Raw genomic sequence first — 12,987 nt, 5'->3', positions numbered from 1 at the left:
CCAAAAATGGTATAATAATTGACCCCGTAGGGGTCAAATTAAAGTTAATATAGACCAAAAATTGCTTAAAATTTGAAAAGGCATTTCGAATTAAGTTTATTCGGAATGCCTTTTGTCTACAATCTGACAATCCCCTTTTTCAAGGGGATTTTTTGTTTGCATGTTTTTCAATTCTTATGGATACATTAACCATTGTTCAAGGAATAAGGAGGGATAACATGGATCATAATCTTCAAAGCGGTAGCACCCATGAATTTGTGGAAAAATTACAGGAAAGACAGAAAAAAGATCAGAAAAACAGGGAAAATCAAGGTAGTGATTCACCAAGTAAAAAACTGCCGAATAAAACCCATTAAAACGATCTTTTCCCCACCCGAATTTCGTAATAAATCATTCAGGTGGGGAAAGGACGCCACTATTGATTCATTTTTGCTAAGAAGCCACCTAACAAATCATCAATGTCCAGTTCTTTCTCTTCCATTTGATTTTCCATGGGGGAGTCTATCTGTGTCAAATCCTCCAAAGTCAACTCTTCTAAATCGTCTTCCATTTCCATTCCTTCAGTAAAATCTTGTTGAATATCAGTTTCCATATCGAAAGAAACAACCTGTTGACTTGTAATTGACTCTTCCTGAAGGTATAGTGCCTCATCAATATCTACCGCATTGCTATTTAATGAGGCCAGCAGTGCAGTTGACCTTACAGGGTCAGAAATTAAATGATATAGGATACTTCCTAGTAGTGCTTCTGAATGCTCATGCTTCAGCCAATCACGCTGCGCTTTTGTTAATCCTTTCGGAAGGGGAATGGTGATCGTCTCTTTTTCCCGTGAAAAAGATTGACTAACCCCTTGCAGGACAAACTCAGCAATCTTACTAGAAAAGTTCCTACGTTCTGTTTCTTTTATTTTTTGTAACTGTTTTAAAAGATAATCTGGTGTATCAGAGGGAAGGCGAAAAGAAATGGCCTGTCCACGTTTAATCTCCTTAGTGGCTGTCTTTTTCATAGACTCACACCTTTAATTAGCTTTTGACTGGAGCTTTATCTTTAACAGTATTTTGTTTTTCTGTTTTACGGATAAAATCCTTAATAAGCTTGTAATAGGCGTTAGCCATCATCCAAATGCTTTCCTTTTCATCCTCAAAGAAATCAATATTATAGCCATCTAGACTGTTGTTTATATTTTTAATATATTCCTTTAAGATGATTGAACCGCCACCAACAAAATAGCAAATTTCCGTTTGCGAATTTTTGGCCCAAACATTTCTCAGAAGTCGGTATTGTTTCTTTGCCAAATCAAGCAGGATGCGGTCAGTGATATCATGAACGCTTGTCCGGCTTCCTTTCACCATGATATGGTTACGGTCATTTTTCTTTGTAATAATTTCGACGACATCACGACGACTATCAAGTTCCACGCCGTGTTTTTTCCGGATTTCTTCTCGTATTTGCTCAAGGGATTCTGAAACCCCAAGATTAAACCCTTGAGCTTTGTCATCATCAACATTGCGGTTTTTAATGACCGCGATATCTGTAGATAATCCTCCAATATCTTGAATTAAGATACGCTTGTCAATAAGGTCTTTATTAATAATCTTTAAGCTATTATCCATTACCAAGTTGATAAAAGCAGCAAATCCTTCTGGATAAACCTTCACTTCGTCAAATTTAATATTGACCTTCATTCCCTGATATTTTGGTGTGACGAGAAACTCAACCTGATGAACAGAACCAAGCAATTTTGAGCGATATCCTGCATCTTTTCCTTCTTTTACTTCACGAAGCGGTAGACCCGTTCCAAGTATATAGCTAGCATCAATAATATTCTTATTCCGTGGAAAATCACTATTCACTGCATCTAGTGCCAGGGTGGCAAAAAGCATAATTAATGTTTGGTCTTCCTCCGATTTACTACTGCCGGGATCTAGTTCAGTTGCATTAATACTTTTCGTTGCCAAATTCCCTACACGGTAAATCACATTGTTTTCTTTTAAGGAAGGGGAGTGGACTCTAATATGGATTCCATCTAACGGATCTTTACTGTCCAAATCTTCGATGCCGATTACAGGCCGATCTTCTGTGTCTCTTGCAATAATGTTTGGAATATTTAATTCACGTTCTAATTCACCGAAAATGGCCTTAACAGAGTCATTGCCTACGTCTACAGCAGCAATTCTAGACTTCGTCATCAACATCATTCCTTTTCACATAATAGATTAAAAACTTTCTTTACTATTAAGCGTATAGAAGATAATTGGATACTTCAATGTCACAAGCTAAAAAGAAATATAAGTGTAATAAAGTATACGAATTTGTAAACATTGGAAAATGAGTAAACATTTATGTAAACATAAATTACAAATATGTATACATCGTGCTATCAAAGGGTGTGTACGTATTTGTATACACGTAAACTCTCTTGTAAACATAATGTCAACAATCGGTATACATGTTTACAAAAATGTTTACATAAAGGAAATGTAACAAATTTTACAAAAAATAGATTTGATTAAAGGTATCTATAAAAAAAGAAGGTACCCAAGAAGGGCACCTTCTATTTCATATTCTAAGTAATATCAAATACCATCTACTTCATTACTTTCCAAAATTCATCAGCAATGACTTGATATCCGGATTTACTTAGATGAATATTGTCTGGGTTTGGTATATATTTCTTAATATCACTAGCAATGATACTATCAGTTGCTACAAATGTGTCGCCATTTTTATTAGCTTGTTTTTTAATTTCATCGTTTAATGCCTTTATCAACGGTAATAACTGTTTCTGAAGTTCTTCCGGATAATATGGGAACGCATTATAGTATCCCATTACATACACATTTACATTTGGATTTAGCTTATCAATTGTGCCAAGAATTGAATCAATGTTCTTAGAAATGGCACCAATAGCCTGCATTATTTCGGTCGGATTTAAGGCTTCATCGGGCTTATCTGGCAATAATGGGAGTAAATCATTCGCACCGATATCAATTGTAATATGAGTCGCTGAAGCTAATAATTTTTGTACTTCCTTATTTTTTTGAACATCATCTTTTAATTGAATAGATGTATATCCTGGAACACCAAAATTTTTAAATCCAATTGATTTTTTGCCAAATTTATCGGCAATATAATCTGGATATCCTAAATCATCCTTATTTTCTGGAGTAATTCCTGCAGCTAATGAGTCACCTAACGCTACGTATAGAATCCTAGCTCCATCCTTACCTACTTTATAACCGTCAACTATTGTATTAACAGACAAAGCACCACTGTTCTGGAAGTAATACCATTTATTTTCGATATTCAACCAGCCGGTTACCATTGCTCCACTTTTATCTAAGTAGTATTTCTGGCCTGATTCATTTAGCCAGCCAATTCTCATGGCTCCATTTTTATCAAGATAATACCACTTCTTCTTATCCAAGAGCCATCCGGTTTTCATGGCACCATTATTATTAAAGTAATACCATTTATTCTCGTATTTTAACCAGCCGGTTACCATTGCTCCATTATTGTCCAAGTAGTACTTCTTACCTGAATCATTTAGCCAACCAATTCTCATAGCTCCACTTTTATCAAGATAATACCACTTTTTCTTATCCAAGAGCCATCCGGTTTTCATAGCGCCGTTACTATTGAGGTAATACCAAGTCCCTTTATCCTTTAACCATCCAGTTTTCATGGCACCGTTATTATTGAGGTAATACCAAGCTCCACCATTGTATAACCAGCCGGTCTTCATGGCACCGGATTGATCAAGAAAATACCATGTGCCCCGATCAAATAACCAACCAGTTTTCATGGCACCACTTTGTTGAAGATAATACCATTTGTTGTTGACTAAGACCCAACCTGTCTTCATCACACCATTTTTATCTAGGTAATACCATTGGCTCCCTTGTTTTAGCCATCCGGTTTTAGGCACACCTTTTTCATAATAGTACCAATTGCCATTAACTTTTACCCAACCATTTGATTCAACCGAATATCCTTTTTCCTTCGCAATCACATCAAAGCTTTTACTAGAATGAATAATAATGACTGGGGTATATAATTTTACCCGATCAAAAAGCCAGCGGACTTCAGCGTTATGCATTCGTACACAACCGGAGCTAACATACTTACCAATAGAACTTTCATTATTATTCCCATGTATGGCGTAGGTTGTACCATATGTCCCTCTAGCATCTATACCCATCCAGCGGTTTCCTAGCGGGTTACGCGGGTCTCCCCCTGGAATGCCACCCGTATAATACGGACGATTCACAATCTTATTTACAATCTTAAAGGTCCCTTCAGGTGTTAAATCCCTTGTACGCCCTGTTGCTACACTAAATGTACGAACCAACTTTCCAGATTCATAGAATGCAAGAGTGTTTGTCTTTTTATTAATAATAATTAATTGTGAACTCGCTGCATCTGCTTTTGGTATATAACTCAAAAACATACAAAGTATTAATACAAAAATGACCGTAAATTTTCTCATATTTCCTCCCCCGGTTATATATTTCTATTAAAATACCATAAATAAATTAAATAGTTTGTCATAATTTGGTGAATAAGTTGTAATATGTATAATATTTTTATGGTTAAATATTACTATAAAATTTTAGAGACTAAAAGATTATTTGTCCAAAATTTTCCCGATTTTATTAAATAATGTAAAATACAAACCAAAACCCCTTGGTCTATGACCAAGGGGTTGAAAAAATTATTGACCTAAAGTATTTTTTGCTTCTTGTTTCCTAGCAATCCCTACCAGGAAATAAACAATAGGAGTCGTACAAATAGCTGCTAAAAATTTAAAAATATATTGAGTAATGATTAAAGTTCCTAGTACGTCTAACGGTATTGTTCCATAGAAAGCAATCACGATAAAAACAGTTGTATCAATTAATTGGCTTAGCATGGTGGAGGCATTATTTCGTAACCAGAGTTTCTTTTGCCCATGTCTGTTTTTTAATAAATTAAAAACAAATACATCCAAGTTTTGACTGACAGTGTAAGAAATTAAGCTAGCAAGTATCACCCGAAAACTTCCATTTAAAATGGTCTCAAAAGACTCCTGATCTTTAAATACTGGCGCTTCAGGCAAATGGATCGTAATTGTTATAAAGCCTAAAGCAAGGATTTGTGTCATTAATCCTGCATGAATCGTCCTTTGGGCATCTTTTTTTCCATAAACCTCCGTAATGACATCAATAATAGGGTAGGTAAAAATATAGATAATTACTGCTGCAGGCAATATTACCCAACTTCCTATATGGAAAAGCTTTACTGCCGTGATGTTGGCCAAAATTAACAATCCTGTAAATATACCATTTAAATAAAAAAGCATATCTTAAACTCTTTCCTATCGATTATCTACTTTTTCAGGGTAAAGATCATGGTTCATTAAGCGATATTGAGCCATCTCTTCATACTTTGTACCCGGTTTACCATAATTACACCATGGATCAATTGAAATCCCACCGCGAGGGGTAAATTTGCCCCAAACTTCAATATATTTTGGATCAAGGAGTTTAATTAAATCATTCATGATAATATTCACACAATCCTCATGAAAGTCTCCATGGTTTCTAAAGCTGAACAGATATAATTTCAAAGATTTACTTTCCACCAGTTTTTTATCTGGAATATAAGAAATATAAATAGTAGCAAAATCTGGCTGACGTGTCAGCGGGCACAGGCTGGTAAATTCAGGACAGTTAAATTTCACGAAAAAATCCCGATTTGGGTGAAGATTATCAACTGCTTCCAGCACATCTGGGGAATATTCAAATAAGTATTTTGTTCCTTGATTCCCAAGCAATGTTAAATCCTTTAATCCTTCTTCATAAGTTCTTCCAGACATAAAAAAACCTCCTGTAAAATGTGTAATCCACTTTCACAGGAGAGGTTCGTTTCCGCTTCTCATTCAAACTAAACGGACAAAAACATAAAAAGCCACATCCAATATGGACATGGCCAGTTGTCATGAATCCATAGTTTTTTATAGAGGGTATCAGCTATGAACCTCTCCCGTTTCAGTTACGGGTATTCTTTTTTTTCTAATTATACTATAGTGATCCCCCTTATATGTGTCAATGTAAAAAAATGTTAACCACCAATAGACCTGCATATACTGGAACTAACGCATCCCAACAAGAAATTTTGGAGACATACTATCCTTTTTTTTCGTGCAAATATCCATACCTCTTTATCTCCTGATGCATATTGTATCGTATTACGGATTGGAACCATTTCGAAAGGAGAAGAGATAAAATAATGACCATTTTAGTGACAGGGGCGGCTGGCTTTATTGGATTTCATCTTTCCAAACGATTGTTAACACTTGGCCATCACGTGATTGGCATTGATAATTTAAATGACTATTATGATCCTTGTTTAAAGGTGGACAGGCTAGAACTTTTAAAGGTTTATCCTCAATTTGAATTTAATAAAATGGATCTAACCGACAGGAGCGCATTGAATTCCATTTTTAGAAATAATTCCATAAGAATTGTCATTCATTTAGCTGCTCAGGCTGGCGTTCGCTATAGTCTCGAAAATCCTCATGCCTACGTCCAATCCAATCTAGTAGGGTTTATTAATATTATAGAAGCTTGCAGACATCATCCTGTTGACCACTTCATTTATGCTTCCTCAAGTTCTGTCTATGGGGCAACTAACCATATCCCTTTTTCGACAAAAGACCCCGTTGACCAACCGGTAAGTCTTTATGCAGCTACGAAAAAAGCAAATGAATTAATCGCCCATACCTACAGCCATTTATATCAAATTCCTACTACTGGCCTTCGATTTTTTACCGTTTATGGACCGTGGGGAAGACCTGACATGGCCTACTACTCTTTTACAAAAAATATATTTGAAGGAAAAATAATAAAGGTATTTAATTATGGTGACATGAGAAGAGATTTCACCTACATCGACGATATTGTCGAAGGAATTATCCGTTTATTAAATAAGCCACCTAAAACAAGGCCATGTGGAGATAAAGAAAATCCTGGAATCAGTTTAAGTAAAGCCCCCTATAAAATTTATAATATCGGCAACAACCACCCAGAAAACTTATTGTCTTTTATTCAAGTATTAGAAAAACTGATTGGCAAAAAAGCGAAAATAGAATTATTGCCTATGCAGCCGGGCGATGTGAAGGAAACCTATGCGGATATTACTGATTTGCATAAAGATGTGGGTTTCTATCCTTCCACTACATTAGAAACAGGTCTAGGACATTTTGTCGAATGGTATAAAATGTATCACTTAAACGAGAAAAGTAAATCCCTTCAAGATTGAAGGGATTTTTTTGTGGTGTTAAAAAGAACAAAAATCTTTCTCACAGCTATCTAAGGGGAAGAATCTAAAAGTAGTGTAAACTACCTACGATTCTAAAATCTATTATTTTATTCAAACATAATAAATGAATAAAAGCGTTTGCATTATTAAAAAACTTAGTTATAATACTTGTATACAAGTATACTCGAATTAAAGAAGGTGGATGAATGTCCGAATCAATAGATTTCCTTTATCCAACAAAATGGCTTTCTAAAGCCTCAACCGGAGAGCGTGTGGCCTGTGAGCTAAGAATGCGGATTATTTCCGGTATTGTTGAAAGCGGTGCCATTCTATCAGAAAACAAATTAGCAGCAGATTTTTCCGTAAGCCGGTCTCCCGTTCGTGAAGCATTAAAAACACTGGCTTCTGAAAATCTCATTCGGTTAGAAAGAATGGGGGCCGTTGTTATAGGTTTAACCGAAAAAGAAATAAAAGAAATTTATGATGTTCGGTTGCTCATCGAAACGTTTGTCTTTGAACGATTAGTAAAAATGGATGTTCAAGAATTAGTAAAAGAACTTAGCAAAATATTAGAAATGATGAAAGTCGCAATCAAATATAAAGATGCGGATGAGTTTTCCTATCAAGATATCATGTTCCATGAAACGATTATTCGGTCTATTCATCATTCCTATATCTTGATGATTTGGGATAATTTAAAGCCGGTAATGGAAAGTCTTATTCTCTTATCGATGCGTGCTCGTATCAAAGAAAAATATGATGATTTTACTAGAATTATAAATAACCATGAACTTTATATTGAGGCCATCAGAACAAAAGATAGAGCACTAATGATTGAATCATTACACAAAAACTTTGATGATGTTCAAGAGAAAGTGGAAGATCTCTGGATGTCACAACAAATGTTAACTAAAGGAGTCGAGCAACAAGATGACTAGCTATATGTTAGGGGTAGACATTGGTACGACGAGTACGAAAGCGGTTCTATTTTCTGAGAAAGGAGAAGTCATTCAAACAGAAAATATTGGCTATCCGCTTTATACACCAGATATATCAACTGCCGAACAAAGCCCAGATGAAATTTTTCAAGCTGTATTAAAAGCCATTTCGAACATTATGAAACAGAACCCACATAAACAACCGGAATTTATTTCCTTCAGTAGCGCCATGCATAGTGTCATAGTAATGGATGAAAAAGATCAGCCAATAACTCCTTGTATTACTTGGGCAGATAACCGTAGTGAAGCATGGTCTCATAAAATTAAAAATGAATGGAATGGACATGAGGTCTATAGACGGACAGGAACGCCCATCCATCCTATGTCGCCATTAAGTAAAATTACATGGATTGTCAATGAGCGACCTGAGATCGCTACCAAAGCAAAAAAATATATTGGAATCAAGGAATATATTTTTAAAAAATTCTTTGATCAATATGTAGTCGATTATTCGATTGCTTCCGCGATGGGTTTGATGAACCTCAAAAACTTGGATTGGGATGAAGAGGCATTAAAAATAGCAGGAATTACTAGAGATCAATTACCTGAGCTTGTACCAACCACAAAAGTATTTACAAATTGTAATCCCGATCTAGCAAAACAAATTGGAATCGAACCAAACACCCCTTTTGTCATTGGTGCAAGTGATGGCGTACTCTCCAATTTGGGTGTAAATGCTATTAAAAAAGGAGAGGTTGCGGTTACCATAGGGACAAGTGGAGCCATTCGGACCATCATTGATGAGCCAAAAACGGATGAAAAGGGAAGAATTTTTTGTTATGCCTTAACCGAAAATCATTGGGTTATTGGCGGACCAGTCAATAATGGAGGAATTGTTTTACGATGGATTCGCGATGAATTTGCCTCATCTGAAATAGAAACGGCTAAAAGACTTGGAATCGATCCATATGAAGTCTTAACCAAAATCGCTGAACGTGTAAAACCAGGGGCAGAAGGATTGTTATTCCATCCCTATCTCGCTGGTGAACGCGCACCATTATGGAATCCTGACGTGCGTGGCTCCTTTTTCGGTTTAACCCTTTCACATAAAAAAGAACATATGATTCGGGCTGCATTAGAAGGGGTTATCTATAATTTATACACTGTATTTCTTGCATTAACGGAGTGCATGGATAGTCCTGTCACCCGTATCCAAGCAACTGGAGGCTTCGCTAGATCAGAGGTATGGCGGCAAATGATGTCCGACATCTTTGAATCAGAAGTGGTTGTTCCAGAAAGCTATGAGAGCTCATGTCTGGGCGCCTGTATTTTAGGACTTTATGCCTTAGGTAAAATTGAATCGTTTGAAGTCGTGTCTGACATGATCGGTAGTACCTATAAACATACACCGAATGAAAATGCAGCAAAAGAATACAGACAGTTACTGCCAATTTTTATTCATCTATCCAGAGTGTTAGAAGAGGATTATAAAAGGATCGCCGATTATCAAAGAAGTTCACTTAAATACGACTAAAAAGAACAGGGGGAACGATCAATGCCTTTAGTTATTGTCGCAATTGGAATTATAGCTTTGCTCATTCTTATCATGGGTTTCAAATTAAATACATTTATCTCATTAATCATTGTATCATTCGGTGTCGCTTTAGCACTTGGGATGCCTCTTGAAGAAATTGTTAAAACCATAGAAGCGGGATTAGGTGGAACACTTGGCCATCTCGCATTAATATTTGGACTTGGAGCCATGCTAGGTAAATTAATCGCTGACGCGGGAGGCGCACAACGGATTGCCATGACCCTCGTGAACAAGTTCGGTGAGAAAAACATTCAATGGGCTGTTGTTGTTGCTTCATTCATTATCGGGGTCGCCTTATTCTTTGAAGTAGGACTAGTATTATTGATTCCAATTGTCTTTGCTATTTCAAGAGAATTAAAGGTTTCCATCCTCTATCTTGGTATTCCAATGACCGCTGCCTTATCTGTCACACATGGTTTCCTTCCACCACACCCGGGACCAACAGTTATTGCGGGCGAATATGGTGCAAACATTGGGGAAGTTTTACTGTATGGTTTTATTATCGCCATTCCTACAGTATTATTAGCTGGACCAATCTTTACAAAATTAGCTAAAAAACTAGTCCCAGATTCCTTCCATAAAACAGGAAACATTGCCTCTTTAGGCGAACAAAAGGTTTTTAAACTTGAAGACACACCTAGTTTTGGAATTAGTGTATTTACTGCCATCCTTCCAGTTATTTTAATGTCGATTGCAACCATAATTACACTGATTCAAAAAACGATGGGATTTGATGATAATGGTTTTCTAGCGGCCATCCGTTTTATTGGTGATGCAGGTACTTCCATGTTAATCTCGTTACTTGTTGCTATTTACACGATGGGATTGGCAAGAAAAATTCCAATGAAGGATATTATGGATTCCTGTACCACTGCCATTTTGCATATTGGGATGATGCTTTTAATCATTGGAGGTGGGGGTGCCTTCAAACAAGTATTAATTGATGGTGGTGTCGGTGACTATGTTGCTGAATTATTCAAGGATACAAATATGTCACCAATTCTGCTTGCGTGGTTGATTGCAGCCATTTTACGTATATCTTTAGGATCTGCCACCGTTGCAGCCTTGACCACTGCTGGTCTAGTTATCCCCATGTTAGGACAAACGGACGTGAATCTTGCATTAGTTGTACTTGCAACAGGGGCAGGAAGCTTAATTGCCTCCCATGTCAATGATGCCGGTTTCTGGATGTTTAAAGAATATTTTGGCCTTAACATGAAAGAAACTTTTGCTACATGGACACTATTAGAAACGATTATCTCCGTTGCCGGACTAGTCTTTATCCTTTTACTAAGCTTATTTGTTTAAAAAGTATAACGTTCAATAGTTCAAAAGCCCAAATGAAGAGTATAGATCTCCTCATTTGGGCTTTCTGTATTCCACAGTTAAAAAAATGAAATCCCACATAGTTCTTACTATTATATCTAGTAAATTAGTAGTAATATGTAAGAGGAAATCTTATGTTCCAAACAACTTTCTTATATTGGAAGAAAAAGCATAAAGGTATGCAGGGGGTTATTACATGGCAAATACCTTACAAGAATCAAAGGAAAAAATAAAAAAACAACGAGTTAAGTCCCTTAAATGGTATAAAAACTGGAAGTGGATGGGACTCATTTCCCTTGTACTTCTATTTGCTGCATTTAGTTATTACCAGGGCACACATTTTAATAAAAACACCAAGATTAATGGGATAAATGTTGGTGGACTGACGGCTGAACAAGCAGTAAAAAAATTGCAAAAATCAGTATTAAAAAATGTCATCTTTATTGGCGAACAAAAAATACTAGATGGAAAAGACACAAAAATGAATATCACCGACGAGGATCTACCTGCAGTTAAAAAAATATTACAAAAGCAACGGACTTTTTTTCCTTCAACAAAAGCAAAAAACTATTCGTTAATGTCTAGCGAAACCCATTATTATCGCAGTCAGATTCTAAAAAAAGAATTGGAAGAAAAGCTTGTTGCCTTAAATAAAACTTTAAAAGCACCTCAACATGCACAAGCTCATTGGCAACGAGGAAAAATTGTCGTAACGAAAAGCAGTAACGGGGAGCAATATGACATTGCTCGTCTATTAAAAGACTATGATAAGCAAAAATATACAAGTGAAATTCATCTGAAACCTGTTTACATTCAACCAGTTAAAGAAGATAGTGAGATTGTTAAAAATCAAAAGAAAAAGCTGAAAGAACTACTTGGGCGTACCTTGGAATATAAAGTACAGGATAAAGTTTACACATTAAAAGCAAGCGAATACATCAAAAGTGCTACGGTTTCCAAAGATATGAAGATATCAATCAAAGAAAGTAATATTAAAAATAAAATTAAGGAAATCAATGATGTACAATCCACTCTAGATAAAAATTTCACTTTTAAAACTCATTCAGGAAAAGTCATATCTGTAAAGGGACAAGGATACGGCTGGGCACTGGATGTAGAAAAAGAGACTGCATTGATTCATGAAGCCTTTGAAAAAGGGAAAAAGTCACTTTCTGCAACGAATATTGTCGGCCATGGTTGGAAAGGTGAAGGCTATGGATATGAAACACTAACAAACAATGGTATTGGTGATACCTATGCAGAAGTATCCATTTCCGAACAACGGATTTGGCTCTATAAAAACGGGAAAATGGTCCTCACAACGAATGTAGTGACAGGCCGACATGACACTGGGGAGGATACGTCAAAAGGTGTGTGGTATATCCTTTATAAAAGATCGCCATACGTCCTTAAAGGGAGCAGAGCGGGGAGTTCGGCATATGAGATCGAAGTCAATTACTGGGCTCCGTTTACTAACAGTGGACAAGGATTCCACGACGCCAGCTGGCGGACAAACTGGTCAAGTAATGCCTATCTGACAGCTGGATCGGGCGGCTGTGTGAACGTCCAGCCTAATATAATGAAACAAGTATATGACAATTTAAGTGTTTACCAACCAGTTATTGTTTACTAATAAGAACCAAGAAAAGAAGCAGCTACCTGCTTCTTTCAGATTGTAGACAAAAGGCATTCCGAATAAGCTTAATTCGAAATGCCTTTTCAAATTTTAAGCAATTTTTGGTCTATATTAACTTTAATTTGACCCCTACGGGGTCAATTATTATACCATTTTTGGACTAGTCCAAGTCCAGTTTGCCAGTTTCTTTA

General features: G+C 36.3%; 11 protein-coding genes and 1 riboswitch. Of the genes, 6 read left to right on the top strand and 5 right to left on the bottom strand.

Annotated elements, in window-relative coordinates:
• Positions 1-218: 218 nt before the first annotated feature.
• Positions 219-356 (top strand): DUF4023 domain-containing protein, encoded by a 138-nt coding sequence (locus G4Z05_RS15755; protein ID WP_163252738.1) that lies wholly within the window; start codon positions 219-221, stop codon positions 354-356.
• 59 nt (positions 357-415) lie between these two features.
• Here the strand turns inward: G4Z05_RS15755 and G4Z05_RS15750 are convergent, their stop codons facing one another.
• The 5 genes from G4Z05_RS15750 to queF all read right to left on the bottom strand — a co-directional run bounded on the left by G4Z05_RS15750 (position 416) and on the right by queF (position 5,857).
• Positions 416-1,006 (bottom strand): hypothetical protein, encoded by a 591-nt coding sequence (locus G4Z05_RS15750; RefSeq protein WP_163252737.1) that lies wholly within the window; start codon positions 1,004-1,006, stop codon positions 416-418.
• A 16-nt stretch (positions 1,007-1,022) separates the two neighbouring features.
• Positions 1,023-2,189 carry a ParM/StbA family protein gene (locus G4Z05_RS15745; RefSeq protein ID WP_163252735.1) on the bottom strand — a complete coding sequence of 389 codons (1,167 nt, stop codon included), beginning with the start codon at positions 2,187-2,189 and terminating at the stop codon, positions 1,023-1,025.
• A 398-nt stretch (positions 2,190-2,587) separates the two neighbouring features.
• Positions 2,588-4,489: a L,D-transpeptidase family protein gene (locus G4Z05_RS15740; RefSeq protein WP_163252733.1), complete on the bottom strand. Its 1,902-nt coding sequence runs from the start codon at positions 4,487-4,489 to the stop codon at positions 2,588-2,590.
• Positions 4,490-4,714: 225 nt separating this feature from the next.
• A complete protein-coding gene (locus G4Z05_RS15735) occupies positions 4,715-5,341 on the bottom strand; it encodes a queuosine precursor transporter (RefSeq protein ID WP_163252732.1) in 627 nt (208 codons plus the stop codon).
• 15 nt (positions 5,342-5,356) lie between these two features.
• Positions 5,357-5,857 carry a preQ(1) synthase gene (gene queF, locus G4Z05_RS15730; RefSeq protein ID WP_163252731.1) on the bottom strand — a complete coding sequence of 167 codons (501 nt, stop codon included), beginning with the start codon at positions 5,855-5,857 and terminating at the stop codon, positions 5,357-5,359.
• Between the two features lie 124 nt (positions 5,858-5,981).
• A riboswitch (PreQ1 riboswitch) is annotated at positions 5,982-6,028 on the bottom strand.
• A gap of 242 nt (positions 6,029-6,270) precedes the next feature.
• On the opposite strand from queF, the gene G4Z05_RS15725 reads away from it, so the two are divergent.
• The 5 genes from G4Z05_RS15725 (at position 6,271) to G4Z05_RS15705 (ending at position 12,793) form a co-directional block, all read left to right on the top strand.
• Complete coding sequence (locus G4Z05_RS15725; RefSeq protein ID WP_163252729.1) at positions 6,271-7,302, top strand: NAD-dependent epimerase; 1,032 nt, start codon at positions 6,271-6,273, stop codon at positions 7,300-7,302.
• A gap of 206 nt (positions 7,303-7,508) precedes the next feature.
• A complete protein-coding gene (locus tag G4Z05_RS15720; protein ID WP_163252727.1) occupies positions 7,509-8,240 on the top strand; it encodes a GntR family transcriptional regulator in 732 nt (243 codons plus the stop codon).
• On the top strand, positions 8,233-9,774 hold the full coding sequence (gene gntK / locus G4Z05_RS15715) for a gluconokinase (RefSeq protein ID WP_163252726.1): 1,542 nt from the start codon (positions 8,233-8,235) through the stop codon (positions 9,772-9,774). Before G4Z05_RS15720 ends, gntK begins: the two co-directional genes overlap by 8 nt.
• Before the next feature lie 21 nt (positions 9,775-9,795).
• A complete protein-coding gene (locus G4Z05_RS15710) occupies positions 9,796-11,142 on the top strand; it encodes a GntP family permease (protein WP_163252724.1) in 1,347 nt (448 codons plus the stop codon).
• Positions 11,143-11,356: 214 nt separating this feature from the next.
• A complete protein-coding gene (locus tag G4Z05_RS15705; RefSeq protein ID WP_163252723.1) occupies positions 11,357-12,793 on the top strand; it encodes a L,D-transpeptidase family protein in 1,437 nt (478 codons plus the stop codon).
• Positions 12,794-12,987 lie beyond the last annotated feature (194 nt).

The organism is Neobacillus thermocopriae (genome assembly GCF_010975035.1).
Lineage (GTDB): Bacteria > Bacillota > Bacilli > Bacillales > Cytobacillaceae > Neobacillus > Neobacillus thermocopriae.
Note: the sequence above shows the minus strand (reverse complement) of the source record. Positions and strands in the feature narration are given on the sequence as shown.

Coding starts and splice junctions, on each gene's coding strand:
- G4Z05_RS15710 (WP_163252724.1), top strand. CDS start 9,796: ATGCCTTTAGTTATTGTCGCAATTGGAATTATAGCTTTGCTCATTCTT.
- G4Z05_RS15740 (WP_163252733.1), bottom strand. CDS start 4,489: ATGAGAAAATTTACGGTCATTTTTGTATTAATACTTTGTATGTTTTTG.
- G4Z05_RS15755 (WP_163252738.1), top strand. CDS start 219: ATGGATCATAATCTTCAAAGCGGTAGCACCCATGAATTTGTGGAAAAA.
- G4Z05_RS15725 (WP_163252729.1), top strand. CDS start 6,271: ATGACCATTTTAGTGACAGGGGCGGCTGGCTTTATTGGATTTCATCTT.
- queF (WP_163252731.1), bottom strand. CDS start 5,857: ATGTCTGGAAGAACTTATGAAGAAGGATTAAAGGATTTAACATTGCTT.
- G4Z05_RS15750 (WP_163252737.1), bottom strand. CDS start 1,006: ATGAAAAAGACAGCCACTAAGGAGATTAAACGTGGACAGGCCATTTCT.
- G4Z05_RS15735 (WP_163252732.1), bottom strand. CDS start 5,341: ATGCTTTTTTATTTAAATGGTATATTTACAGGATTGTTAATTTTGGCC.
- gntK (WP_163252726.1), top strand. CDS start 8,233: ATGACTAGCTATATGTTAGGGGTAGACATTGGTACGACGAGTACGAAA.
- G4Z05_RS15745 (WP_163252735.1), bottom strand. CDS start 2,189: ATGACGAAGTCTAGAATTGCTGCTGTAGACGTAGGCAATGACTCTGTT.
- G4Z05_RS15720 (WP_163252727.1), top strand. CDS start 7,509: ATGTCCGAATCAATAGATTTCCTTTATCCAACAAAATGGCTTTCTAAA.
- G4Z05_RS15705 (WP_163252723.1), top strand. CDS start 11,357: ATGGCAAATACCTTACAAGAATCAAAGGAAAAAATAAAAAAACAACGA.